This window comes from Devosia ureilytica (genome assembly GCF_024273195.1).
Classification (GTDB): domain Bacteria; phylum Pseudomonadota; class Alphaproteobacteria; order Rhizobiales; family Devosiaceae; genus Devosia; species Devosia ureilytica.
Genome location: NZ_JAMZCU010000004.1, coordinates 242,020 through 266,563 on the forward strand (window position 1 = coordinate 242,020; position 24,544 = coordinate 266,563).

Annotated in this window: 21 protein-coding genes; 7 read left to right on the forward strand and 14 right to left on the reverse strand. The window is 61.9% G+C overall.

Annotation, left to right across the window (positions count from 1 at the left end):
- Positions 1-22: 22 nt before the first annotated feature.
- The 4 genes from NIM87_RS12570 to NIM87_RS12585 form a co-directional block, all read right to left on the reverse strand.
- Complete coding sequence (locus tag NIM87_RS12570) at positions 23-1,687, reverse strand: ABC transporter ATP-binding protein (protein WP_254675035.1); 1,665 nt, start codon at positions 1,685-1,687, stop codon at positions 23-25.
- 10 nt (positions 1,688-1,697) lie between these two features.
- The gene (locus NIM87_RS12575; protein ID WP_254675036.1) at positions 1,698-2,885 is read right to left on the reverse strand and encodes an ABC transporter permease; all 1,188 of its coding nucleotides are present in this window, start codon (positions 2,883-2,885) and stop codon (positions 1,698-1,700) included.
- Positions 2,882-3,892 (reverse strand): ABC transporter permease, encoded by a 1,011-nt coding sequence (locus NIM87_RS12580; RefSeq protein ID WP_254675037.1) that lies wholly within the window; start codon positions 3,890-3,892, stop codon positions 2,882-2,884. The genes NIM87_RS12575 and NIM87_RS12580 overlap by 4 nt, the downstream gene beginning before the upstream one ends.
- A gap of 193 nt (positions 3,893-4,085) precedes the next feature.
- Positions 4,086-6,110 carry an ABC transporter substrate-binding protein gene (locus NIM87_RS12585; RefSeq protein ID WP_254675177.1) on the reverse strand — a complete coding sequence of 675 codons (2,025 nt, stop codon included), beginning with the start codon at positions 6,108-6,110 and terminating at the stop codon, positions 4,086-4,088.
- Positions 6,111-6,467: 357 nt separating this feature from the next.
- Here NIM87_RS12585 and NIM87_RS12590 point away from each other — a divergent pair, with 357 nt between their 5' ends.
- Complete coding sequence (locus NIM87_RS12590) at positions 6,468-7,247, forward strand: helix-turn-helix domain-containing protein (RefSeq protein WP_254675038.1); 780 nt, start codon at positions 6,468-6,470, stop codon at positions 7,245-7,247.
- 8 nt (positions 7,248-7,255) lie between these two features.
- Here NIM87_RS12590 and NIM87_RS12595 read toward each other — a convergent pair whose 3' ends face one another.
- From NIM87_RS12595 to melA, 4 genes are all read right to left on the reverse strand, one after another.
- Entirely contained in the window at positions 7,256-8,797 is a 1,542-nt protein-coding gene (locus tag NIM87_RS12595; RefSeq protein WP_254675039.1) for a tryptophan halogenase family protein, read from the reverse strand.
- Positions 8,798-8,907: 110 nt separating this feature from the next.
- Positions 8,908-9,201: a HigA family addiction module antitoxin gene (locus NIM87_RS12600; RefSeq protein WP_254675040.1), complete on the reverse strand. Its 294-nt coding sequence runs from the start codon at positions 9,199-9,201 to the stop codon at positions 8,908-8,910.
- 8 nt (positions 9,202-9,209) lie between these two features.
- Positions 9,210-9,491, reverse strand: coding sequence for a type II toxin-antitoxin system RelE/ParE family toxin (locus NIM87_RS12605; RefSeq protein ID WP_254675041.1), 282 nt, complete (start codon positions 9,489-9,491; stop codon positions 9,210-9,212).
- Positions 9,492-9,615: 124 nt separating this feature from the next.
- Positions 9,616-11,070 (reverse strand): alpha-glucosidase/alpha-galactosidase, encoded by a 1,455-nt coding sequence (melA, locus tag NIM87_RS12610; protein ID WP_254675042.1) that lies wholly within the window; start codon positions 11,068-11,070, stop codon positions 9,616-9,618.
- Between the two features lie 176 nt (positions 11,071-11,246).
- On the opposite strand from melA, the gene NIM87_RS12615 reads away from it, so the two are divergent.
- Positions 11,247-12,035, forward strand: coding sequence for an AraC family transcriptional regulator (locus NIM87_RS12615; RefSeq protein WP_254675043.1), 789 nt, complete (start codon positions 11,247-11,249; stop codon positions 12,033-12,035).
- On the opposite strand, the gene NIM87_RS12620 is transcribed toward NIM87_RS12615, so the two are convergent.
- The 5 genes from NIM87_RS12620 to NIM87_RS12640 all read right to left on the reverse strand — a co-directional run bounded on the left by NIM87_RS12620 (position 12,036) and on the right by NIM87_RS12640 (position 16,467).
- Complete coding sequence (locus NIM87_RS12620) at positions 12,036-12,539, reverse strand: SRPBCC domain-containing protein (protein ID WP_254675044.1); 504 nt, start codon at positions 12,537-12,539, stop codon at positions 12,036-12,038. It lies immediately after the preceding gene.
- A 12-nt stretch (positions 12,540-12,551) separates the two neighbouring features.
- Complete coding sequence (locus NIM87_RS12625) at positions 12,552-12,893, reverse strand: ArsR/SmtB family transcription factor (protein WP_254675045.1); 342 nt, start codon at positions 12,891-12,893, stop codon at positions 12,552-12,554.
- 125 nt (positions 12,894-13,018) lie between these two features.
- On the reverse strand, positions 13,019-14,119 hold the full coding sequence (locus NIM87_RS12630) for a M24 family metallopeptidase (RefSeq protein ID WP_254675046.1): 1,101 nt from the start codon (positions 14,117-14,119) through the stop codon (positions 13,019-13,021).
- 108 nt (positions 14,120-14,227) lie between these two features.
- A complete protein-coding gene (locus NIM87_RS12635; protein WP_254675047.1) occupies positions 14,228-15,814 on the reverse strand; it encodes an ABC transporter substrate-binding protein in 1,587 nt (528 codons plus the stop codon).
- Positions 15,811-16,467: a helix-turn-helix domain-containing protein gene (locus NIM87_RS12640; protein WP_254675178.1), complete on the reverse strand. Its 657-nt coding sequence runs from the start codon at positions 16,465-16,467 to the stop codon at positions 15,811-15,813. The genes NIM87_RS12635 and NIM87_RS12640 overlap by 4 nt, the downstream gene beginning before the upstream one ends.
- Positions 16,468-16,681: 214 nt before the next feature.
- Here NIM87_RS12640 and NIM87_RS12645 point away from each other — a divergent pair, with 214 nt between their 5' ends.
- From NIM87_RS12645 to NIM87_RS12665, 5 genes are all read left to right on the forward strand, one after another.
- A complete protein-coding gene (locus tag NIM87_RS12645; protein WP_254675179.1) occupies positions 16,682-17,686 on the forward strand; it encodes an ABC transporter permease in 1,005 nt (334 codons plus the stop codon).
- A 175-nt stretch (positions 17,687-17,861) separates the two neighbouring features.
- A complete protein-coding gene (locus tag NIM87_RS12650) occupies positions 17,862-18,764 on the forward strand; it encodes an ABC transporter permease (RefSeq protein ID WP_254675048.1) in 903 nt (300 codons plus the stop codon).
- A 124-nt stretch (positions 18,765-18,888) separates the two neighbouring features.
- Positions 18,889-19,725, forward strand: a complete 837-nt coding sequence (locus NIM87_RS12655) for an ABC transporter ATP-binding protein (protein WP_254675049.1) — start codon at positions 18,889-18,891, stop codon at positions 19,723-19,725.
- Positions 19,722-20,456: an ABC transporter ATP-binding protein gene (locus NIM87_RS12660; RefSeq protein ID WP_254675050.1), complete on the forward strand. Its 735-nt coding sequence runs from the start codon at positions 19,722-19,724 to the stop codon at positions 20,454-20,456. The genes NIM87_RS12655 and NIM87_RS12660 overlap by 4 nt, the downstream gene beginning before the upstream one ends.
- A 47-nt stretch (positions 20,457-20,503) precedes the next feature.
- Complete coding sequence (locus NIM87_RS12665) at positions 20,504-20,995, forward strand: GAF domain-containing protein (RefSeq protein ID WP_254675051.1); 492 nt, start codon at positions 20,504-20,506, stop codon at positions 20,993-20,995.
- 72 nt (positions 20,996-21,067) lie between these two features.
- Here NIM87_RS12665 and putA read toward each other — a convergent pair whose 3' ends face one another.
- Positions 21,068-24,445, reverse strand: a complete 3,378-nt coding sequence (gene putA / locus NIM87_RS12670) for a bifunctional proline dehydrogenase/L-glutamate gamma-semialdehyde dehydrogenase PutA (RefSeq protein ID WP_254675052.1) — start codon at positions 24,443-24,445, stop codon at positions 21,068-21,070.
- Positions 24,446-24,544 lie beyond the last annotated feature (99 nt).

A 24,544-nucleotide genomic window follows, 5' to 3' on the forward strand; every position in this document is an offset into this window, starting at 1 on the left:
TTGGCCCGACCGTGTGCAGCGCTCACGCAGCGATCTCGAAGGCCGCGCGAACAAGCCGGCGGGTGTAGTCGGTTGAGGGGTTGGTGAGCACATCGCCCACCGGCCCCTGCTCCACGATCTTGCCATGCTGCATCACCATGACCCGGTGGCAGAGCGCCCGCACCACCTTCAGGTCGTGCGAGATGAACAGGTAGGACAGCCCCCGTTCGTCCTGCAGTTTGCGCAAGAGGTCGATGATCTGGGCCTGCACGCTGAGGTCCAGCGCCGAGGTGGGTTCGTCGAGCAGGATGAATTCGGGTTCGAGCGCAATGGCCCGGGCGATGGCGATGCGCTGGCGCTGGCCGCCGGAAAATTCATGCGGGAAGCGCTGGAGGATGGTGTCGGGCAATCCTGCATCGCGCAGCGCCTGCCGGACGCGGTCGATGCGGTCGTTCCGGTTGGCGCCGATGCCGTTGACCACCAGGCCTTCCTCGATGATCTGCCGGATCGACATGCGCGGGTTAAGGCTGGAAAACGGGTCCTGGAAGACGATCTGCATGCGGCTGCGCAGGGGGCGCATGGCGGCGCGATCCTTGGTGTCAATGCGCTCGCCGTCAAACCAGATCTGCCCGCCCTGATTGCCGATCAGCCGGATCAGCGCTTGCCCAAAGGTGGTCTTTCCCGAACCGCTCTCGCCCACGATACCCAGTGTCTCGTTGCGCATGAGCTTGATGTCGAGATTGTCGACGGCCTTGAGATCGAAGAAATCGGGCTTGAAAAAGCCGCCGCGCTTGAGCGTGAAGGTGACCTTCACCGCCTTGCCCTCCAGCATTGTCTGATGTTCCCCGTCCGAAAGCGGCAGGGCCGTGCCCTTGGGCTCGGAGGCCAGGAGATGCCTGGTATAGGCATGTTGCGGATTGGCGAAGAGCGCCTCGGTCTGGTTGTGCTCCTGCACCCGGCCGTTCTGCATCACATAGACGTATTCCGAGAACTGGCGAACGATGGTCAGGTCATGGGTGATCAGGATCACCGCCATGCCATACTTGTCCTTGAGGTCCTTGATCAGGTTGAGGATTTGCGCCTGCACCGTCACGTCGAGTGCCGTGGTCGGCTCATCGGCGATCAGCACGTCGGGGCGATTGGCGAGCGCCATGGCGATCATCACGCGCTGGCGTTGGCCACCGGAGAGCTGATGCGGAAACTGGTGCAGCCGCGCCCTGGGATCAGGGATCTGCACCTCTTCGAGCAGTTTTTCCGCCCGTAGCATCGCTTCCTGGCGGGAGACGCGGTTGTGCAGGTGGATGATCTCGCAGATCTGCTGGCCGATGGTATAGACCGGATTGAGCGAGCTCATCGGCTCCTGAAAGATCATGGCGATGTCATTGCCGCGCAGCTTGCGCATCTCGCGGTCGCTCATCTTGACCACGTCCTTGCCCGAGAGCGTGATCTGGGTCTGCGGCAGGATGGTCGCGCGCTTGGTAAGGAGCTTCATGATGGTGCGGGCGGTCACCGATTTGCCCGAGCCGCTTTCGCCCACGAGAGCGATGGTTTCGCCCTTGTGCAGTTGGAACGATACGTCGCGCACCGCCTTGACGATGCCGCCTTCCACCTTGAAATCGACGCCGATGTTGCGCGCGTCCAGGATCAGTTCGCGGCCATGCCCGCCCAGGTCGTGACGCTCGGAGGGCGCCAGGTTCTTTTCGGTCATTTCTGGCTCCTCAATACGGGTCGACGGCATCGCGCAGGCCATCGCCGAGCGCGTTGAAGGCAAAGACGGTAATCAGCACGAAGATCACCGGCGAGAGAATCCAGGGATAGGAGCCGATCACCGAGAAGGTGCCGGTGTCCTGCAGCATCAGTCCCCAGGAGACCAGCGGCGGCTTTACCGCAAAGCCCAGGAAGCCAAGAAAGCTCTCGAGCAGCACCACGCTGGGAATGGCCAGCGTGATGGCGACAATGATGTGGCTCAGGACATTGGGCAGGATATGCCGGGTGATGATGCGCCAGTCCGATGCGCCCACCGCAATGGCGGCCCGCACATATTCGATGCGCGCCAGCGACAGCGTCTTGGAGCGCACTTCCCGGCTCAATTGCGCCCATCCCAGCACCGCCATGACGAAAATCACGAAGCTGAGGAACACGTTGGAGGGTGCCGTCACCGGGATCAGCGAGGTCAGCGCGAGATAGAGCGGCAATTGCGGGAAGGCGAGCACGAATTCGACGAAGCGCTGCACCCAGGCGTCGAGCGCGCCCCCGATATAGCCGGAGGTGATGCCGACGAGGGTGCCGACAATGGTGGTTATGGTCACCACGGCCAGGGCAATCATCAGGCTGATACGCGAGCCCACAATGCCGCGCGAGAGGATATCGCGACCGAATTTGTCAGTGCCCAGCAATTGAATCGGCCGGCCGTCGGTCGAGCCGAAGAAGTGGATATTGGCCGGGATGAACCAGAGCAGATGATAGCTGTAGCCCTCAACGAAGAAGCCGGTTGGCGTCGGATTGTCCTTGATGGCGCCGGTCAGCGGCTGAAACGTCACCGGATCGAATTCGCCGGTATCGCCAATCGGATAGACATAGGGAATGAGGCTGAAATTTCCGGCCGGGTCTTCAAAGGCGATCAGGTCGGGCGGCGCAAAGGGCAGGTTGGGCTCCTTGGGGTCCATGGGCGCGAAGAAATCGGCAAATACCGAGACGACCAGCAGCATGACCACGAGCACCAGCCCAATCATGCCCATGGTGGAGCGGCGGAAGCGGCGCCACACGAGGGTGGCATAGGTTTCGCTGCCCGAGCCATGGCGGCTGGCGGCGGGTGGCACATCGGCCTCCACGGCGGCGGTCGGCGCGGGGCCGGCCGCAACATCGGTGGGCAACGGGACCGAGGAGTGGGTGTCCTTGCTGGTCATTCTGCGCTCCCTCCGAGGCGAACACGGGGATCGAGCGCGACCAGCAGGAGGTCGGCGATGATGTTGCCAATGATCAGCGTCGTGGCCAGCACCAGCATGAAGGTGGCAGTGACATAGACGTCACCGACGCCCATGGAGCCAACGATGGCCGGGCCGACGGTGGCGAGGCCGAAGACGATGGCGACCTCGATTTCACCGGTCAGCATATAGGGCAGCACCACGCCCTGGTAGGCGACCAGCGGATGCAGCGCGTTGGGCACCGCATGCTTCAGGATCACCGCACTTTCGGGCAGACCCTTGGCGCGCGCGGTCTCGACATATTGGGAATTGAGCACGTCGAGCAGGTTCGCCCGCATGACGCGCATATTGTAGGCGAGCCCGCCAAAGGTGGCGATGAAGATCACTGGCCAGACATGCTGGACAAGGTTGACGAACTTGTCCCAGCTCCAGGGCGCACCCCCATAGCGGGCGGAAAAGAACATGCCCACTTCCGACACATTGAGCCGGAAGACCAGGACATAGAGGAGGATGATCGCCAGCAGGAAGCGGGGGATCGTCATGCCCAGGAATGAGATGATGCCCAGGCCAGTGTCAATCCAGGAATATTGACGGGTGGCGGCAACAATTCCCAGCCCGATGCCCAGCAACGAAGCCAGAATGTGACACACCAACGCCAGGACAATGGTCGCTGGCAGGCGCTCGGCCACCACCGTGCCAACTTCCTTGTTGTAGAAAAATGAGTGCCCGAAATCGAAGCGGGTCACGATGCCGGAGATCCACCGAAAATATTGCACGATTATCGGATCGTTGAGACCATTTGCCTCGCGATAGATTTCGGCCTGCCGCTCGGCAACGTCGGGCGCGGCACCGCCCTGGTTGATCAGCATGGATCGGATCGTGTCACCATAGTCGCCGGGCGGCGCCTGGATGATCGCGAAGGTTACGATGCTGAGCAGAAACAGCAGCGGGATTGCGCCCAGAACGCGCATGGTCAGAAATCGCAGCATCTTGGCCTCTTCGAAGTGTTCAGATGACCCCTCACCTCGCCCCTCTCCCCAAAGGGGCGAGGGGATCAGGCCGGTGACATTGACTCGATCCAGTCACGAACTCGATCCAGCCCCCTCGCCCCTTTGGGGAGAGGATTGGGGTGAGGGGCTGCGCACCGGTCGAATGGCCAGCGCACAGCCCCTCGTCGTTGCGTCAGACTGGTCCAGCGCCGCCCGGTGCACCGGGCAGTGTTTCTGGATGCAATTCGAAATCGCCCTGCTTGTCTTCCGGCACGAAGACCCGTTCGCGGATGATGTTGTCTTCAGCCCAGTTGAACATGAAGATCGGTGCACCGGCCGGGATATTGGCGAAGCGCTTGTTGATGATCAGCGCACCCGGATATTGGGTGAGGCCGATTGAGTAGACGTTCTCGGTGAAGAGACGCTGGTACTGCTTCATCAGTTCGGCACGTTCGGCATTGTCGCTGGTGGCGATGAACTTGTTCACGACATCTACCATTTCCGACTCGAACGGCAGCAGATCGACCGTGCCATCGGTGCCGGCGCGGTGGAAATAGCTGGTGCGCGGGCCAGTCGGAGCGAGCGAGGTCGTCCCTTGCACCACCGACACCATTTCGGCGCCTTGGCGTTCCACGCTCCAGTCATATTGGCCGGCCTGGGCGATGTCATCGCGCGCTGTACCCGACTGGAAGTTGGCGATCACTCTGATCCCAAGCGGTTCGAGTTGAGCGATGACGCCTTCGGCCAGATTGGTATCCGTGCCGTAGTCGGTATTGGCAAGGAGGGTGATTTCAACGTCCGCACCACCCGCAGTTCCGGCCGGGAAATTGCGGATGCCGTTGCCGTCCGTATCCACCAGGTCGAGGCCGTCGAGAAGGGCATTCGCCGCTTCCAGGTTAAACGGATAATAGACCGTCGAATCCTTGTCGTAATAGGTCGTGCCGGCATAGAGCCCGCCCGGATAGATGGCTGTGAACGGGCCACGAACCAGCGATTCACCCAGGCGCTGCCGATCAACCGTCATGGTGATCGCCTTGCGGAAATCGAGGTTGCGGTTGAGGTCACGAATGGCCTGAGCACGCTCGTCCGGTTCGCCCCAACCATTGCCCGACAGGTTCATGCGCAGCGCGTAACCAATCGTGCGGGCACCAAATTGCAGACGGGCCGGAGCCGTTTCTTCTGCCGAGCGACGCAGCGCTTCGACATAGCTTTCGGCCTGTTCAAGGTTCGAAAAGTCGCCTGAACCGGCAACGGCCTGGACGTCACGATCAGCCCAGGTCGAGAGGCGGTAGTGCATCTCATTGAGATAGGGGAGCTGATTGCCCTGCTCGTCGACCTTCCAGTAATAGGGATTGCGACGCATCACGATGATGTCGTCCGGGCGATACTCCACCGGCACCCAGGCGCCCATCACCGGAATGTTCATGTATTCGGGCGGGAAGGCGTTCTTGTACTGCTCATAGGTATTGTCCGAATAGTTCGGATGTTCTGGCTTGAGAATATGGCTCGGGCCGGGGCAGAACCGGCCATAGGCCATGTCATATAGATACTGCGCTGGCCGGACTTCCTTGAAGGTCCACTTGATTGTGTAAGGATCGAGCGCTTCGAGCGTCGTGCCAACACCAAACGTCTCGGGTGTCGCACCATTGAGCGGCGACACGTTCTGGTCGAGGACATTGTCCTCCCAATAGAACATGACGTCTTCGGCATCGAACGGGTCGCCATCAGACCATTTCGCGCCCTCGATCAGGTGCATGGTCAGTTCGTGACCGTCCTCGGACCATTCCCAGCTTTTGGCCAGGTTCGGCATTGGCGCCAGCTCGTCCGCCTTGACTTGAAACAGCGGTCCGGTGCGGGTCAGGCATTCGGAAAGCCCGATGTCGATGCCGCCCCAGCCCTGGCTCTGGCCACCGATATAATTCCAGCCCTCGGGCCGGCCGCCGATGACGTGGCGCATGGTGTCGCCGTAAACGCCGATGCCGTCCGGCATGTTGGCGGTCTTGTAGACCATGGGTTCTGCCGGCAGGCGCTCGGCGACAGGCGGCAGGGTGCCGGCGTCGACATATTTCGAGGTGACCCAGTCTGGCTCATGATATTCGGGCAATGCGCGATATTCGAGAATGTCGGACAGGCTGACAAAAATTGGCTCGCTCTGTGCAGCGAATTCCGGCGGATCCGGCAGCTCGCCCGTCAGTTCCTGCGCTGGCATGGCCAACATCGATACGGACAGCAAAAGTCCTGCCCCGCCAAGGGCATAGATATGCTTTCTCAATAGAACCTCCCATTGCAATCGGGGCAAAGGCGGTCTTGCCTGGCCGGTGTCTCCTCTCCGGCCCATGCCTCCGTGCATGGCTAAAGCCTAACCCTTGCATGATGCGAAGCAATCCGGAATGATAGTGAGTAATTCCGGCTTTCTAAGAAGAAAGTGAAAAGCATGAGCCTTGGAGAAACAACTGACCGCCCGGTGAGCGCGAAGGGGAAGGCTCCGCGCCCGACGCCTCGCCCGGACCGGAGTTTCTACGCCTCGGGAAAAGCATTTGGTCGCTTCGGCATTCGCGCTTTTCCGCCCCAGATCATGCCCCAACCGCACACGCACGGCCATATCGAATTCAACTGGTTGACCGCCGGAACCATGGATTATGTGTTCGACGGCGGCCCCCTGACCATGGGCTCAAACCGGCTGGTCGCCTTTTGGGCCGGCATTCCTCATCAGACCGTCGGGCTGCGCAATGCCGAAAACGCCCGCCAGCTCAATATCTACCTGCCCATGGATGCGTTTCTCGAAATGCCGCAACTGGGCCGTCTCACCGAGACGCTGATGGGCGGCGGCGTGGTGCAGCTGGCGCCCGAATGTATCGGGCTTGAAACCCTCGAGCGCTGGCATGCCGATTATCGCAGCGGCAATTCGCTCCGCTCGGATCTGGTCAGGACCGAGATCGGCACGATGTTTCGGCGCGCCGCCATCACCGGCTGGGATGAATTGCTGCCGGCCTGGCTGGAACAGACCACCACCCGCAGCCGCACGGCGAGCCCGGTGCGCTATGTGGTCCGCATGGTGCGTCATATCGTGGAGAACATCACCGACCCGCTATCGGTGGAAGACATTGCCGATGTGGTTGGCCTCCACCCCAATTACGCGACAAACCTCTTCACCAAGGTCATGCATATCTCGATCCAGAAATTCGTGACCCGCATGCGCCTGATCAGGGCCCGCAGCCTGCTGTTCGACAGCAATCTGGCCATCGCCAACATCGCCTTTCAGTCCGGCTTTTCGAGCCAGTCCCAGTTCTACGACCATTTCCGCAAGGCCTATGGCATGACCCCCAGCCAGATGCGCGAAAACAAGATCGCCTGACCGGGGCCCTACCCCATTTCCTGCACCAGCCGCAAAAATTCGGCATGCCCGAGCGCCTGCTGCGCGGCCGCGCGATATTCGCGGACCAGGCCCTCGAACGTCTCACGCGCGAACTGCCGCAGCTTGGGGTCTGCCGCCATTTCCCGGCGCGCGAGCGACTGGTCCAGCAGACCCAGCCCATTGAGCACCGGATAGTGCAACTGCGTCTCGATATGGGGCAGACCGCCGAGATAGTTGGGGAAGTCCTCGGCCCGCGGCATCTGCTTTTGCCAACGCGCGAGCCGCTCCCTGGTCTCGGGATGAATGCGATTGGCCCGCACCTCGCGCCAGAACGGGGTGTCGTCGCGCTCGGTGACATAGTGGGTGTTGACGAAGGTGCGGAAGTCATCGACCTGGCGGCCGACGCGGGCATTGTAATCGTCGCGGGCGGCCGGAGCGATCCTGTCCGGCCGGTCCATGTAGCGCTGCGCGAACAGCATCATCTGGACGATGGTGCCATGGATGGACGTGGATTCGAGCGGCTCGAGAAAGCTCGAACTCAGTCCCACCGCCACGCAATTGCCGATCCAGGCCTTTTCCAGCCGTCCGATCTGGAAGCGGATATCGCCGCGCACCTCGATCTCATGCCCCAGCACGGCTTCGACTTCGGCCTTGGCCTCGTCGGGCGTTGAGAATTCATCCGAATAAACATAGCCGCAGCCGAAACGCGTGCGCGTCGGGATCTGCCACATCCAGCCCGAACTTTGCGCCCAGGCGCGCGTGTAATTGGGCAGTTCGGCGCCTTCCTTGACGTCAATCCAGAACGGCAGGGCCCGGTTGACGGGCAGTTCATGGGCGTAGGAAATCCAGGGCGCCTGCAGTTCCTTGACGATCAATTGCTTGCGAAAGCCTGTCGCGTCGATGAAGAAATCGCCTTCCAGCCGCTGATTACCCTCAAGCACCAGCGCGGCAATTTCTCCGTTCTGCGGGTTCCGCTCGATCCCTTCCACCAGGGCGTCGACTTTCGCCACCCCCTGCGACTTGCTGGCAAAGAACTTGCCCACCAGCGCCTGGTCGAAGTGATAGGCGTGGTGGAATGGCCCGAGCGGGATCAGGCTGCCATCGGGTTTGCGGGCGTAGGGCGCCTTCCACTGTTCGAGCAGCGGCTGGAACATGTGCATGTCCTGAACGGGTCGGCCCGCCGCCACCGCATAGACATTGAGATAGTCGCTCGGCGCGCCGCTGGGTGCCTTGACCACCTGATGCGGATCATCGATCGGCCCGTAATAGGTAAATCCCTTGCGCCGCCAGTCCTCATGACGAATGCCCAGTTTGAAACTGGCGTCGGTTTTCCTGAAAAACTCGAACTCGTCGATGCCGAAATGCTTGAGCAGCACGCGGAAGGCGGCCGTTGTCGCCTCCCCCACCCCGACCGTGGGGATCTTCGAACTCTCGACGACCGAAATCCGAAAGTTCAGTCCCCGTCGCCGCGCCTCATCCTGAATGATGAACGCGGCAATCCAACCCGCCGTACCGCCACCGACAATGACGTAATGGGATGGTTCATCCATGCCCTGCCCTCCGTTGGGATCAGGCTATGAATGGCGAACAAGCACGGCAAGGGCCAAGGTGGCCGGACGAGGAGTGTTCTTAGAAAACCGGAGCTTTTGGGTAAAAACAATCAGGCGGCATGGGGAGCAATCTGTTCCGCAATGGCGGCCCCGACCTTGTCCTTGGCCACTTCCAGATCATAAGTCGCCTGCATCCCCATCCAGAACTCGGCACTGGTCCCGAAGAACCGCGACAGACGCAGGGCAGTGTCTGGGGAGACGGCACGCTTGCCATGCACGATCTGGCCGATACGCACCTGCGTCACGCCGAGAGCCTTGGCCAGACCATACTGGGTCAGCCCCATTGGCTTCATGAACTCTTCGAGCAACACTTCGCCCGGATGGGTCGGATCAAAATCAGCCATCATACACCTCAGTGGTCGTCCACCAGTTCCACATCGAAGGCATTGCCGTCGCGCCAGACAAAGCACAGCCGCCACTGGTCATTAATGCGAATGGAGTGCTGCCCGTTGCGCCCACCTGCAAGTGGCTCCAGCCGATTGCCGGGAGGAATGCGCGGGTCTTCGAGAGATTTGGCGCTGTTGATTTGGGTCAGCTTGCGATTGGCAACCTTCATGATGTCGTTCGGGACACCCTTGCGGAAGCGGCGGTCCCAGGCGGACTGCGCCGCCGCATTGCCAAACGACACTATCATAACGCGATACTATCGCGTCGCGAATAACTTTTCAATGTGCCTGCCCCGTCCAGTCGTAGCGCAAAAAGGCCCCCAGCGAACCGGGGGCCTTTCTCCTGACGCTGGGAGGAGCGCCGGTGGACCTTCAGTGATGCGCGCCGCTCATCTCGCGCAGTTCTTCCACTGAGCGGACGCGCTTGCGGGCAGCGCCGTCCCAGTCGCGGGTTTTGACCGTCGACTTGGCCATCCGCTCGCGGGCTGCCGGGACGGCATCGGCATATTGGGGCAGCCATTGCGCCTGGGCGACCACCATTTCGTCGACCATGGCCCAGACTTCGTCGGGGGTGCAGATGGCCCCCACCAGCGGGTCATGCAGCACGGCGAGCTTGAGCGTATCGATATTGCCGGTCATCGCGGCCTCGACCGACAGCCTTTGCACCGAGACAGAAACCGAACAGGTTGCGGCACAAGCCGTCGGCAGGGTGATGCCCTCGATCATGTTGATGCCGAAACGGTCGACATAGCCGGGCCCTTCGATGATCGCGTCATCGGGAAGATTGGTGATGATGCCATTGTTGCGCCGGTTGAAATGCCCGCGATAGGCCCGGCCGGTCTCCATGGCTTCAATGATGTAGCTGGCATGCTCGCTGGTGCGCTTGTGCTGCGACAGGGGCTTGTTGGCCTGCTCCTTGAACACGGGGAAGTCAGTTTCGAACCAGTTCCGGCGCTCGGTGGAGTAGCGCAGATAGCCACCGGTCTCACCGTGGATCCAGTCACTCATGTCGATCCAGCGGTCGATTTCCTCGGGCCGCTTGCGATACCAGGGCAGGTATTCGGAAAGGTGCCCATTGCTCTCGGTGGAATAGACCCCGAAGCGCTTGAGCACGTCGATGCGCACCTTCTCCTGCTTGGAATACACCGGATGCGCTTCGAAAGCCGCGATCAACTCGTCGCTCTCGATCTTCCGGCCCTTGGCGCGAATGTCGATGTACCAGGTCTGGTGATTGATGCCCGAGCAGACATAGTCCAGTTCGCTGTCATCGACGCCCAGCACCTGCGCGATTTGATGCGCGCCGTGCTGCACGCCGTGGCAGAGACCCACGACATTGACGCCGCCATACATTTCGGCAGCCCAGGTGTTCATGGCCATGGGGTTGGCATAGTTGAGGAACAGCGCCCCCGGCTCGGCGACTTCCCGGATGTCCTTGCAGAAGTCGAGGATCACCGGAATGTTGCGCTGCCCATAGAGAATACCGCCGGCGCAGATGGTGTCGCCCACGCATTGATCGACGCCATATTTGAGCGGAATGGAAATGTCCGTGGCAAAGGCCTCCAGGCCGCCCACGCGCACGCAACTCATGATGTAGCGTGCGCCGGTAATTGCCTCACGCCGATTGGTCGTCGCCGTCACCTTGGCAGGCAGCTTGTTCACCGACACGATGGTCTCGATGATCTGGCGCACCATGTCGAGATTGTGCGGATTGATGTCGGTGAGCGCAAATTCGCAATCGATGAATTCAGGGACCTTGAGCAGGTCCGAAATCAAGGTCTTGGTGAACCCGACCGAGCCGGCGCCGATAACGGTAACTTTGAACGACATTGTCCCTCCACGGGCGCTCTGGCCCCTTCTATTGCCCTAGAGCTAGCGCCCCTGGCTTTGGCGGTGTAGAGAAAGCTTGTGCGAAAGAGGGTAATTTTGTGCTTTCTTCTTTATTGGATCATGGGTTCGACATCCGACGCCTGGCGCTGCCGCGTCACGTGGCGCCGCTCCATTGCATGGCCATTAGTGCCGGCTATGAACAGCGTCGAAACGAGGTCTATTCGTGGGACGGACTGAAGCGGGGTTCCTCGCCTTTTCTGGTGATCCAGCATACGACACATGGGGAAGGCAGGCTCGACTACGCCGGTGTCGTTCACAAACTCACGCCGGGCAAAACCATGCTCGTCACCATGCCGCATGCGCACCGCTACTTCTTGGAGCGAGGCGGGCATTGGGAGTATTTCTGGCTATTGCTCAATGGCCGGGAGGCCCTGCGGCTGGCGCGCGAAATTCTCGACGCTGCCGGCCCGGTGCTGACCCTGAGCCCCGACGATATTGATCGCCTGGCCGGCGCGGCGATACGGGCTATGACCCTGAACGACGCCACCCCCGGCCGGGTTTCCGCGCTCGCCTACGACGCCATGGCGACCCTGCACGATGGGGTCTTTGGCCTGATCCCGCCCACGGAAACACCCCTGCCCCCATCCATCCTCAGGGTTATCGCCTATGTTGAGGACAATCTGGCCGCGCCCTTGCAGGTTGAGCAGCTTGCGGCAGTGGCGGAGATGAGCCGCGCGCATTTTGTGCGCGGCTTCACGCGGGCCACGGGCGAGGCGCCCTCGGATTTCGTGCAGACCCAACGCCTCGCCCGCGCCGAGCGACTGCTGCTGGCAACCGAGATGAGCGTGGGTGACATTGCGGCCATGACGGGCTTTGCCAATGGCAATTACTTCGCCAAGGTGTTTCGCAAGAGACGTGGCGCGACCCCTTTGGAATACCGCGCCACGCGCTTTGAAGCGGGCTGATCAGCCTTCTTTTTTCAGGCGCTCGAGAATGGCGTCGAACTTGATCATCGAGACATTGGCGCCCCACTCCATGCCTGTATCGACCGTGGCATTGCGCATCTCGAAGTCCGGGAAATTCGAAACCGAGCGGTAGTGGGTCTTGCCATCCCGCTCTTCAAAGTGATGCTCTTCATAGAAGCGCGGGTCTTCTTCAAACATGCCCTCCACCACAAACGTGTTGCGGATCATCGTATTGGGCTCGACCGCCAGGTAGGTGCCAAAGAAGGTGACATCAGAACCGTCGGGCAAGGTGGAAACGACCCGCCATTTGCCACCGGTGCGCAGGTCGAGTTCCACGACGCGATTGGTGTCGTGCGGACCCCACCACTGGGCCATGTGCTCGGGCCGGGACCACACTGTCCACACCAGCGCCAGCGGTGCATCAAAGGTGCGCGACATGATGATCAGCGGCGCGTCGGTTGGCAGCTCGGTCTTGAATGGGTTGGGAAAGCTCTGGTCATTCATCGTCAAGTCTCCTCAGTTCTTGGTGTCGGATTGTGGGGTCTGGAGCGTGGTCAAATAGCTGTCGAGCTGATCGAGGTTCTGTTCCCAGAAGCCGCGGTAGCTGTTGAGGTAACCCGCTACGTCGCGCATGGGCGCTGCCTGAAGCCTGCAAGGCCGGTATTGGGCCTGCTTGCCCCGCGTGATGAGACCGGCATTTTCCAGCACCTTGATGTGCTTGGAGACGGCCGCAAGCGTCATCTCGAAGGGTTCTGCCAATTCATTGACGCTGGCCTCGCCGGTCGCCAGCCGCGCAAGGATGGCGCGGCGCGTCGGGTCGGCCAGGGCCGCCAATGTTGTGCTGAGGGGATCGCTCATTGCTCAACCTATTGCTATTCAACTACATGCTTGAATACCATTTGGTTGAATGCGAGTCAATCCAGGCAGATGCGACAACGCCCGCTGGCGCGGGAGTTGAGGGATCAGCCAATTGGTGAAGCCTGTCAGCCAGCTGCGACCGCAGTTCGCGGCAGCTCCGAGAAGATCTCCGCCTTGCCGCCGCGGATGATGACGATCTCCTCGAGCCTCAGGCCAAACTGGCCCTGCAGGTAGATGCCCGGCTCGATGGAGAACACCATGCCTTCGTCCAACACGGTCTCGCTCGTGCCGGTGATATAGGGCGCCTCGTGCACATCAATGCCCAGGCCATGCCCGGTACGATGCAGAAAATTGGCGCCATAGCCGGCGGCGGTGATCACATCGCGCGCCGCCTTGTCCACATCGCTCGCCTTTGCGCCCGGCACGGCGGCGGCAAGCGCGGCCTCGACGGCCCGGTCAACGATGGAGTGGATTTGGCCGTAGCCTTCGGGCGCCGAGCTGAAATAGCCCATGCGCGTCATATCGGAGGGATAACCGTCGAGCCGGCAGCCGGTATCGATCAACACGGCGTCGCCAGCCTTGAGTTGCGTTGCCCCGGTGTGATGATGGGGAAACGCGCCGTTGGGGCCGAAGCAGACCGAACAGAAAACGGTTTCGGCGCCATTGGCCTTGTAGAAATTGCCGATGACTTCGGCCACCTCCAGCTCGGCCATGCCGGGCTTGAGGGCGGCGAAGGCTGCCATCACCGCGCGATCATTGAGCAGGTGTGCCGCCTTGATGCGCCGATATTCGTCCTCATCCTTGCGCGAGCGCAGATAGCCTACGGTGTCGGCAGTAAAGCGACGCTTGGCGCCGGGGAGCGCATCGAGCACCAGCAGCGCGAAATCGGCGCGCATGGTTTCGTCGAGCACAATATTCGGCGCTGCGCGGTCAATGCCGGTGGCCGCAAGCAGCTCTTGGAGCGCCGCACCCGGACCATCCGCATCGGTCCAGGGAAAAAACGGCAGGTCCGTGTGCTGGCGCGAGCTGTCGACATTGAGCGACGGCATCAGGAAACCGGCATAAGTGGCGCTCACCATCAGCAGCACCGGACGTTCATCGCCATGGGGCGACAGGTCGGCCAGATAACGCATATGGCTCGACGGGCCGATCACGACGAGGTCTGTATCGGTCTCAACCATGCGGCGGCGCAGGTTTTCGAGGCGGGTGGCGAGCGTGGAATTCATGGAATTGTTCTCGAAAAAAGGGAGGCGGAGCCGAGCGGGAGGAGGAGTACCCGGCTCCGCAGGCGGCGGCCAGAGGGACCTGGCCGCCGCAACGAGCGAACTGAACTCTTAGTTCTTGGTCACGAGGCGATAGTAAACGAAGTCCGAGTTGGACCCGTTCACATAGCCCTCGACATTGCTGGCCATGGCGATCTGCAAAGCCGCCTGGAACATGATGACGATCGGGCTTTCGGCCTGCACCTTCTTCTGCAATTCGACATACATCTCATTGCGCTTGGCCTGGTCGGCTTCGGCGAGGGCCGCACGAACTTCCTCGTTCATCTCCTCGGGCACTGCCCAGGCATTCCGCCAGGTGGTGGTTGCCGTGTAATTGCCGTCCGAGTTGTCGGAATTGTAGGCGAAGGCCTTGGCGTTGGAGTGCGGGTCCATGAAGTCCGGACCCCAATAGAGCAGCATGGCTTGGTGGGTACGGTCACGGTACTTGGTGATCACCTGCGCCCCGGTGCCCGGCAGGATCTCGAAATTGATCCCGGCTTCGGCAAAACCGGCCTGTAGCGATTGGGCCATATCGGTGAACGGCGCCGCATTGATCACGTCGAGCGTGACGGTGATCGGGGTCTCGACGCCGGCATCGGCCAGGATCTGCTTGGCCTTTTCAACGTCGTAGGTGAACGGCGTTTCGTCATAGGAACCCGGGAAACCTTCAGGCCAGAATGCCTGGTGCTTTTCCATCTGGCCCTTGAGGAAGGTCTCGGTCATCCGGTCATAGTCGACGAGGTAACGCGCGGCTTCCCAGAGGGCCGGATTGGTGAGGCTCTCGGTCTTCTGGTTGAATGAGAGGAAGTGCACGGCCGCCTGCGGGAAGGCCTCGACCTTGACGCTTTCACCCAGGCTGGCGATCTGGTCCGGCGTCAGGTTCTTGGCCATGTCGACATCGCCCGAGGTCAGCAAGAGCTGCTGGGTTGCCGCCTCGGCCACATGACGGATCAAAACCTGCTTCATGGCCGGCGCGCCGCCGAAATAGCTTTCATTGGCCGTCATGCGGACCATTTCGGCCGGACGATAATCGGTCAGCACATAGGGACCCGAGCCGGCCGAATTGGTGTTGAGCCAGGCATTGCCCCAGTCATCGCCTTCGATGTGCTCGGACACCAGCACTTCATCGACAATCGAGGCCGGACGCGAAGCCAGAACGTTGAGCACGAAGGCCGAGGCGAAATCGCCATCCCACTTCACGGTGACGGTATTGCCCTCGACGGTGACCATCTCGTCGATGTTTTCCGGGGTCCAGCCAAGCTGGGTGAGGATGAAGGCCGGGGTGAGGTTCAGCGTCACGACGCGCTTGAACGAGAACAGCACGTCTTCGGCGCGTACCGGATTGCCCGAGGCGAAGGTTGCGCCCTCGCGCATGGTGAAGGTGATGGTCTTGGCCGCGTCATCGGCCGTCCATTCGCTGGCGAGACCGGCAGCCAGGACCGTGGTGTCCTCGGCAGCATATTGCACCAGGTGGTCATAGAGGTTGGCGTTGATTTCGCCGGCCGAGAATTCATAGGCCTGGGCCGGATCGAGCGCGACGATATCGTCGATATTCTGGGCGATCACCAGCGCATCGGCGGGGGTGGCGGCGTAGACGGCGCCCGATGCCAGCGGCAGCGCAAGGGCAGATGCCATCAGGGCCATGCGGAACAGTTTCATGTGCGTTTCTCCTTGGGGATGGGGTTCTTACGAACCGGCTTGTTGGCGCCGGCTTTGGGCTTCGCCACGACCGGGCGAGGCCGGGCCGTGGAGCGAAAGAGCGCCAGCGTGCCGGTCCAGAGAAGGCGGGCAGGCTGGTTGGTATGGTTGGACCAGGAATGGGGGCGATTGCCGCGGAAGTGCAGGCTGTCGCCGGCCTTCATCAGCATTTCCTCGCCGTCGAGGCGTTGGGTGATCTCGCCCTCGAGCACATAGAGGATTTCCTCGCCCTCATGCGCCACGGTTTCGGACTGATAGCCGGGCGGCACCGTCATGAGAAAGCTGGAGAGCTGGTTGCCGGGAAAGTCGGCACCAAGGCGCTCATAGATGATCGAGGAGCCATCGAGCGAAAAGCGGTTGCGGTCCCCTTCCCGGGTCAGGGCATTGTGCGATGCGGGGGCCGAGACGAAGTAATCGATGCCGACGCCCAGCGCCTTGGCGATCTGCGCCAGCGTGCCCAGCGAGGGCGTCGCATGGTCGCGTTCGACCTGGCTCAGATAGCCCACCGAAACCTGCGCCACTTCGCCAAGAGCCATCAGTGTCATGTGCTGCTGACGACGGCGCGCACGGATCAGCGCCCCCACCTTGGGGTGCCCTTCCTCCTTTGTCGCCATCGCTTTCGCCACGCCTCACTCCACCAAAATTTTTTTGATATAAGCAAAGTTTCTTGTATGGTGAAAGCGAAATGTGAAGCTTTTGTCGCCCGCAGACCCATCGAGTCCGCGGACATAAGAGTTTGTTTTTCCGAAGGGATTTCGAGTGGCGATCGACCAGCAGAGTGCCCCGCCCAGTCCCGGCCCGACCCTGGCGCACAGACGCGTTCAGCGCATGCTGGCAACGGTGGGCGGGTTTGCGATCACACTGCTGCTGACGTTCCTGGGCCTATTGGCCATCACCTTTTTCATCGGCCGGGTGATCCCCATCGACCCCGTGCTGGCCGTGGTGGGCGACCGTGCCACCCAGGCGCAATATGATGCCGCAAGGATCGCCATGGGTCTTGATCTGCCGCTCTGGCAGCAGTTCATTTCTTATGTGGGCAAGGTCTTTTCCGGCGATCTGGGCATGTCGGTCTCAACCGGCCGCCCGGTGATCGAGGATCTATCGCGCTTCTTCCCCGCGACCTTTGAAATGGCCACGCTGGGCATTCTCATTGGATGCGTCATCGGCATTCCCCTCGGGGTCACGGCGGCCGCCCGCCAGGGGAGCTGGATCGATCAGATCATCCGGGTTGTGGGCCTGCTAGGCTATTCGGTGCCCGCGTTCTGGCTTGGACTCGTGGGGCTCGCGCTGTTCTATGCGCGGCTGCGCTGGGTCGGCGGTCCGGGGCGCCTCGACATTTTCTACGATGGTCTCGTTTCGCCGGTCACCGGCATGATTCTCATCGATTCCCTCTTGCAGGGCGAGATCGACATCTTCTGGAACGCGGTCAGCCACATCATCCTGCCTGCTGCGGTGCTGGGCTTTTTCAGCCTCGCCTACATTGCTCGCATGACGCGCAGTTTCATGCTCGATCAGTTGAGCCAGGAATTCGTCACCACCGCCCGCGTCAAGGGCGTTCCCGAACGCGTCGTCATCTGGCGCCATGCCTTCAATCCCATTCGCGTCCCGCTGATCACCGTTGTCGGCCTCTCCTACGCAGGGCTTCTGGAGGGCTCGGTCATGATCGAAACCGTGTTTTCCTGGCCAGGCATCGGCAATTACCTGACCACGGCCCTGCTCAATGCCGACATGAACGCCGTGCTCGGATCGACCCTGGTCATCGGCGCCGTCTTCATCGTCATCAACAAAGTGTCGGACGTGCTCTATCGCGTCCTCGACCCGAGGGCCCGCTGATGAATTTTGTGCGCCCCCGGCCCGCTGCGCCCCCACCCTCAATCCCTCCCCACAAGGGGGAGGGAGGCGATGATCACCAGCGCCTCGACCTGCGCATCCCTCCCCTCCGATGGGGAGGGACAGAGGGTGGGGTGGAGCCACGCGCGCTGAACAACAGATCGGAAGGAAACCGGCCATGAACACCCGTGACTGGCTCCTTGCCGACTCCCCAGCCTCGCGCTGGCAGGCCAATGCCGGACGCGCCTATCGCGTCTTCACCGCCCTGATGCGCAATCCGCTATCGGTGCTGGGTGGCGTGATCATCCTGGTGCTGTTGCTCACGGCTGCTTTCGCGCCCTGGATCGCGCCCTATTCGCCCACTGGGCAGGATCTCACCAGTCGTCTCCTGCCGCCCTCGGCAACCAACTGGATGGGTACGGATGAGCTGGGCCGCGACATCTTCTCCCGTGTGGTCTGGGGCTCGCAGATCACCCTCACCATCGTCCTGCTGGTGGCGTTGATCTCCGCGCCACTTGGCCTGTTGGTCGGCGCTGTAGCCGGTTATTTCGGCGGTTGGATTGATCGCATTCTCATGGGCTTCACCGACGTCTTTCTGTCGCTGCCCAAGCTGATCCTGGCGCTGGCCTTCGTGGCCGCACTCGGCCCCGGCATCAACAATGCCATCATCGCCATCGCCATCACCTCCTGGCCGGCCTATGCACGCATCGCCCGCGCGGAGACGCTGACGATCCGCAATGCCGAATACATTTCGGCCGTGCAACTGGCTGGCGGCGGGCCCATCCGCATCATCGTCCAGCACATCCTGCCGCTTTGCACCTCGTCCATGATCATCCGCGTCACGCTCGACATGGCCGGGGTCATCCTGACGGCCGCAGGCCTGGGCTTTATCGGCCTTGGCGCTCAGCCGCCGCTACCCGAATGGGGCGCGATGATCTCGCGCGGCCGCACCTTCATCCTCGACCAGTGGTGGGTGGCCACCATGCCGGGCTTTGCCATCATCATCGTCTCACTCGGCTTCTGTTTCCTCGGGGATGGGTTGCGCGACGTGCTCGACCCCAAGAGCGAGGGCAAAAGTTGATCTTGCCAGTGATTCCGCAAAATCAGGGCGCGCTGCCCACCCCACCCTCATTCCCTCCCCATCGAGGGGAGGGAGCAAGGATGGGAGTCACTTTCCACTCACGTGATGCCGTGGGAGCCATCTCATGACCGCTCCCCTCCTCACCGTTGAAAATCTCCGCGTCTCCTTCCCCACCCATTCGGGCCGCGTCGAAGTGGTGAAGGGCCTGTCCTTCACGCTCGGGCGTGAACGTCTGGGCATTGTCGGGGAAAGCGGGTCGGGCAAATCCATGACCGGGCGCTCCATCCTCAAGCTGATCCGCAAGCCGGGTCTGGTCACCGCCGACAAGCTCAATTTCGAGGGTATCGACATCCTCGATCAGAACGAAAAGCAGATGCGCGCCATTCGCGGCGCGCGCATCTCCATGGTGATGCAGGACCCCAAATTCTCGCTCAACCCGGTGATGACCGTGGGCGAGCAGATTGCCGAAGCGCTGGTCACCCACCAGAAGCTGCCGCGTCGCGATGTGCAGGCACGCATCATCGAAATGCTGCATGCCGTCCGCATCAACGACCCCGAGCGCGTCGCCAGGCTTTATCCGCATGAAGTTTCCGGCGGCATGGGCCAGCGCATCATGATCGCCATGATGCTGATCCCCGAGCCGGAACTGCTGATTGCCGACGAACCCACTTCGGCCCTCGACGTTTCGGTACAGGCTCAGGTGCTCGACATCATCGACGAGCTGGTGCGCAACAAGGGCATGGGCCTGATCCTGATCAGCCATGACCTCAATCTGGTCAGTCGCTATTGCGACCGCATTCTGGTGATGAACGCCGGGCATGTGGTGGAGGAATGCGCCGCCGGACAACTGGCGAACGCGCAGCACCCCTATACACGGGGCCTGCTCGCGGCCATGCCGGTCATCAACGAAACGCGCGACGAACTTCCCGTGCTCGACCGCACACAATGGGCCGGCACATGAACGCCATCGAACTCAATAATCTCGACATTTCCTACGGCGACACCAAGGTCGTCCACGGCATCAATCTGGCTATTGCCGAAGGGGAGAGCTTTGCCCTGGTCGGCGAGTCCGGCTCGGGCAAGTCCACCATCCTGCGCGCCATTGCCGGCCTGGCCCCCGATTGGACCGGCGCCATCTCGATCATGGGCAAGCCACGCAGCCATGGCGTGGATCACCGCGTTTCGCGACAGGTTCAGATGGTGTTCCAGGACCCCTATGGCTCCCTGCATCCTCGCAAGACCATCGACGCAGCCCTCACCGAGCCCCTGGCCATCCACGGCATCGGCAATCGCGGCGAGCGAGTGGAAGCCATGCTCACGGCCGTTGGTCTCGACCAGCGTTTCCGGTTCCGTTTCCCGCACCAGCTATCGGGTGGTCAGCGACAGCGCGTCGCCATTGCCCGCGCCCTGATGCTCGAACCCAAGGTCATGCTGCTCGATGAACCGACCTCTGCGCTCGACGTTTCGGTCCAGGCCGAGATTCTCAATCTTCTCAAGCGGCTGCGGCGCGAACAGGGCCTGACCTTTCTCCTGGTCACCCACAACCTGCCTGTCGTCAGCTTCCTCTGCGACCGGCTTGCGGTGATGAAGCAGGGGCGGGTCGTCGAGATTGCCGATGTTGCCCAGCTCAAGGCAGGCGACCTCAAACAACCCTATTCGCGCGAATTGCTCGCCGCGACAGAGGGCGGGTAGCAGCTTCAGCTCCAACCGCCCCATCAGACCACCAAGGACAATCCATAATGACGACCCATATTCAGGCCCTTTCCACGTTCGACACGGCCATTGCCACTGCCAGGACGGCGGACGCAGCGTTCAAGGCCTTGCAGGATTTGGCCCAGGCCACGGTTGGGGCAAAGCTCTTCACCGTGATGACCGTCGACATGGGGGCTGACGTCGCCCGTCGTGCCTATACCAGCGACCCGGTGAACTATCCCGCATCGGGCACCAAGCCGATCAACTACGGGCCGTGGTTCGATGTCGTGCACAAGGAGCGCCAGTATTTTGTCGCCAACACCATCGAGGACATTGCCAAGGTGTTCTTTGACCACGAGCTGATCAATTCGCTGGGCTGCCAGTCGGTGATCAACATGCCCATCATCCTCGGGGACGAGTTGATCGCCACCATGAACATTCTCGATGTCGAGGGCTATTACACGCCCGAGCGCGTGCAGATGGTGCGCGACCTGCTCTCGATCCCGGCCAAGCTGGCGGCGCTGGTCGCCAGGAGCTGATCGCGGGGAAGAGCCCCTAAACCCAAAGCAAGGCCCCCGCACTGTGCGGGGGCCTGTTCAGACTTGCCTCCGTCAGAACGCCGAGGCCATCAGCGAAGCATTGCCACCGGCCGCCGTGGTGTCGATGCAGACATGGCGTTCCACCTGCAGGCGTCCAATATCACCGGGGCTGAAGAGGATCGGCAGGAGCGCGCCCTCACGACGGCTCATCGCAAGTCGGACGGATTTGAGGCCCGCCTCATCCCCAAACCAGGCGACCGCGTCAAATGTGGTGCCAGTGACAAGCTCGTCGATATCCATCTCGCCCACCGCGAAGCGGCATCCGGCCCTTTCGGCCATGGCCCGCTGCGCGGCAAAGTCTTCCGGCGTCGGGCCGAGGCACAAAAGCGTCCCGCGCGGCGCCACATAGAGACGGTTGCTCTCCCCTGTCGGCCCAGGCAGTTCAATGGCACCGGACTGGAGGTCGCTGCCCTCAAGGGTAAAGCGCGGCAGATAATGCGGACCGCCGGCCTTGGGCCCTGTGCCCGACAAGCCTTCGCCACCGAAGGGCTGGCTGCCGACGACCGCGCCGATCTGGTTGCGGTTGATATAGATATTGCCCACGTGCACATCCCGGGCCAGCCGCTTCACCCGCGACGATATTCGCGTGTGCATGCCAAATGTCAGGCCGTAGCCCGAACCGTTGATGGCCGCCACGACCTTGCCCAGGTCATCGCCCTTGAAGCTCGCGACATGCAGGACCGGTCCAAAAATCTCTTCGGGCAGGTCCTCGATGCCAGAAACCTGGATGACGGTCGGCGCGATGAACGTGCAGCTTTCAGGCGCCGTCAGCTGATGCAAAACCCGTGACCTGCGCGCTTCGATATAGGCCGCAATCTTGTCGCGCGCCGGAATATCGATGATCGGCCCGATGTCGGTCTTGAGCGCGGCGGGGTCACCGAGCACCAATTCGTTCATCGCGCCCTTGAGCATGTCCAGAGTTCGTTCATAAACATCCTCCTGGATATAGGCCAGGCGCAGGGCCGAGCAGCGCTGGCCCGCCGACTGAAATGCCGATGCAATGATATCGCGCACCGCCTGTTCGGTCAGCGCAGTCGAATCCACCACCATCGCATTGAGCCCGCCGGTCTCGGCGATCAATGGTGCCTGAGGCGCCAGATGCTCAGCCATGGCCCGCTCAATCCGGCGTGCTGTCGGGAGCGAGCCGGTGAAGCAAACCCCCGCAATGCCTGGGATTTCGGTCAGCGCGGCGCCAATTTCAGCGCCGCCTGGCAGCAGTTGCACAGCATCCTCTGGCACGCCCGCCGCATGCATCAGCTGCACCGCCCGGAACGCCACCAGCGGGGTCTGCGGCGCCGGCTTTGCCAACACCGGATTGCCCGCCGCCAGCGCGGCGGCGATCTGGCCTGTAAAGATCGCCAGCGGAAAATTCCACGGCGAAATGCAGACAAAGGGCCCGCGCGGCATACCGGTCAAGTCCCTGGATTCATTGGCATAATAGCGCAGGAAGTCCACCGCTTCGCGCACTTCCGACACCCCATCCGCCCAGGTTTTACCCGCCTCGCGGGCCAAAAGTGCCAGCAATTCTGGCGCGTTGGCCTCGTAGAAATCAGCAACGCGGCGCAGCATTTCGGCCCGTTCGGCAACAAGCACGGCACCCCAGCGCGACGCGGTCGCAGTCATCACGGCGTCACGCACCTGCTCGGCACTCGCCGCGACTACCGACCCGACCTGATCATCGGGATTGGCCGGGTTCACAACAAACTGCGCCGCCCCATCGCCTGACGCCATCGCACCCAACGGCCCCGCCTGCCAGCTCCGGGTCATGAACTGATCTCGCGCGCTGTTCATGGCATCGAATGCCACGGGGTCCGTCAAATCAAGGCCTGCCGAATTCTGTCGCGCTACAAATATCCCTCCCGGCGCAGGGATCGTAGGATTGGCGAAGTTTCCCTGCTGCGCCAGTAACTTACCGATCGGGTCCTCGGCCACGATTGCGGCCGGAATGTCGGCGTCAGCGATCTGATAGACGAACGAACCATTGGCACCGTTCTCAAGCAGCCGTCGCACAAGATAGGCCAATAGGTCCTTGTGGGCGCCAACCGGCGCATAGACGCGGGTCGTGGTCGCATGGGCTTTGCGCAGGGCCGCATGCAATTGCTCACCCATGCCGTGCAGGCGCTGGAATTCGTAGCTGTCCGTGCCGCGCCCCGCCGCCGCAGCCAGGTGCAGAACTGCCGCCGCCGTATGGGCATTGTGGGTCGCAAATTGCGGATAGATCCAGTTGGAAGCGAACAGCCTTTTCGCCGCAGCGATATAGCTCACATCAGTGGCGGCCTTGCGCGTGAACACCGGATAGCCGGGCAGGCCCAGCACCTGCGCCCGCTTGATTTCGGCGTCCCAATAGGCACCCTTGACCAGCCGCACCATGATACGCCGATCCAGCCGCTGGGCTGTCGCATCGAGCCAATCGACCAGCGGCAGCACGCGCTTGCCATAGGCCTGGACGACGACGCCAAAACCGTCCCAACCGGCCAACTCTGGCGTCTCCAGCACCGCCTCTATCACATCAAGCGACAGGTCCAGCCGGTCGGCCTCTTCAGCATCGATGTTGAAACCCATATTGGCCCTGGCCGCGACCAGAGCCAGTTTTCGCGTGGCTTCCACCAGGTCAACCATGACCCGGTCGCGCTGGGCAACTTCGTAGCGCGGGTGGAGCGCGCTGAGCTTGACGGAAATGCCCGGATTGTCGCGCACGACGCCCCGCGTGCAGTGCGGCGCCAGTTTCTCGATGGCCTGTAGATAGGCCCGAAAATAGCGGCTGGCGTCGTCGGCAGTGCGCGCCGCCTCGCCTAGCATATCGTAGGAATAGCGATAGCCGTCTGCCTCGGGAGCCTTTGCATGCGCAATCGCCTCGTCGATGCTGCGCCCAAAGACGAACTGGCTGCCCATCAGCCGCATGGCTTGGCCCACAGCCGTGCGTATGACTGGCTCACCCAGGCGCGCTACAGCCCGGTGCAGCGCCGATCTGGGCCCGATTTCGGGGTCGCCCAGCACCTCTGCAGTCAGGTTCAGCGCCCAGGACGAGAAATTGACCAGCGGGCTTGTCGAGCCATGAAAGTGGCTGGCCCAGTCGCCGTTCCCGACCTTGTCATGGATCAACGCATCAATCGTTTCGCTGTCGGGCACTCGCAGCAGGGCTTCGGCTAGCGACATCAGCGCCAGCCCTTCCTCGCTATCGAGCCCGAACTCGGCCAGAAAGCTCTCCATCAGCCCTGGTCGGGCACCGTTGCGGACAGCTTCGACCAAGTCTACCGCGCGCAACGAAATCGCCGCTCGTGCGCCGGCGTCCAGTCCGGTGCGGGCGATGAGGTCGGGCACCAGCACCGCCTCTTCGGCATGGAGCAGGCTGCGGAGGGCATGGCGGGCGGTCTGTGGGGCAGTAGGCATGGCTTCACCTCGAAAGTGCCCTATCCTGCCAGAACGTCAAACGGCGTTTCGCCTGATGTTGTGGGATTTGGCAGGTGAATGCTATGAAATGGGAGTACC

Excerpts from the sequence above, each read along its gene's own strand:
- NIM87_RS12570 (WP_254675035.1), bottom strand. The coding sequence starts at position 1,687 with ATGACCGAAAAGAACCTGGCGCCCTCCGAGCGTCACGACCTGGGCGGG.
- NIM87_RS12575 (WP_254675036.1), bottom strand. The coding sequence starts at position 2,885 with ATGACCAGCAAGGACACCCACTCCTCGGTCCCGTTGCCCACCGATGTT.
- NIM87_RS12580 (WP_254675037.1), bottom strand. The coding sequence starts at position 3,892 with ATGCTGCGATTTCTGACCATGCGCGTTCTGGGCGCAATCCCGCTGCTG.
- NIM87_RS12585 (WP_254675177.1), bottom strand. The coding sequence starts at position 6,110 with ATGTTGGCCATGCCAGCGCAGGAACTGACGGGCGAGCTGCCGGATCCG.
- NIM87_RS12590 (WP_254675038.1), top strand. The coding sequence starts at position 6,468 with ATGCCCCAACCGCACACGCACGGCCATATCGAATTCAACTGGTTGACC.
- NIM87_RS12595 (WP_254675039.1), bottom strand. The coding sequence starts at position 8,797 with ATGGATGAACCATCCCATTACGTCATTGTCGGTGGCGGTACGGCGGGT.
- NIM87_RS12600 (WP_254675040.1), bottom strand. The coding sequence starts at position 9,201 with ATGGCTGATTTTGATCCGACCCATCCGGGCGAAGTGTTGCTCGAAGAG.
- NIM87_RS12605 (WP_254675041.1), bottom strand. The coding sequence starts at position 9,491 with ATGATAGTGTCGTTTGGCAATGCGGCGGCGCAGTCCGCCTGGGACCGC.
- melA (WP_254675042.1), bottom strand. The coding sequence starts at position 11,070 with ATGTCGTTCAAAGTTACCGTTATCGGCGCCGGCTCGGTCGGGTTCACC.
- NIM87_RS12615 (WP_254675043.1), top strand. The coding sequence starts at position 11,247 with ATGGCCATTAGTGCCGGCTATGAACAGCGTCGAAACGAGGTCTATTCG.
- NIM87_RS12620 (WP_254675044.1), bottom strand. The coding sequence starts at position 12,539 with ATGAATGACCAGAGCTTTCCCAACCCATTCAAGACCGAGCTGCCAACC.
- NIM87_RS12625 (WP_254675045.1), bottom strand. The coding sequence starts at position 12,893 with ATGAGCGATCCCCTCAGCACAACATTGGCGGCCCTGGCCGACCCGACG.
- NIM87_RS12630 (WP_254675046.1), bottom strand. The coding sequence starts at position 14,119 with ATGAATTCCACGCTCGCCACCCGCCTCGAAAACCTGCGCCGCCGCATG.
- NIM87_RS12635 (WP_254675047.1), bottom strand. The coding sequence starts at position 15,814 with ATGAAACTGTTCCGCATGGCCCTGATGGCATCTGCCCTTGCGCTGCCG.
- NIM87_RS12640 (WP_254675178.1), bottom strand. The coding sequence starts at position 16,467 with ATGGCGACAAAGGAGGAAGGGCACCCCAAGGTGGGGGCGCTGATCCGT.
- NIM87_RS12645 (WP_254675179.1), top strand. The coding sequence starts at position 16,682 with ATGCTGGCAACGGTGGGCGGGTTTGCGATCACACTGCTGCTGACGTTC.
- NIM87_RS12650 (WP_254675048.1), top strand. The coding sequence starts at position 17,862 with ATGAACACCCGTGACTGGCTCCTTGCCGACTCCCCAGCCTCGCGCTGG.
- NIM87_RS12655 (WP_254675049.1), top strand. The coding sequence starts at position 18,889 with ATGACCGCTCCCCTCCTCACCGTTGAAAATCTCCGCGTCTCCTTCCCC.
- NIM87_RS12660 (WP_254675050.1), top strand. The coding sequence starts at position 19,722 with ATGAACGCCATCGAACTCAATAATCTCGACATTTCCTACGGCGACACC.
- NIM87_RS12665 (WP_254675051.1), top strand. The coding sequence starts at position 20,504 with ATGACGACCCATATTCAGGCCCTTTCCACGTTCGACACGGCCATTGCC.
- putA (WP_254675052.1), bottom strand. The coding sequence starts at position 24,445 with ATGCCTACTGCCCCACAGACCGCCCGCCATGCCCTCCGCAGCCTGCTC.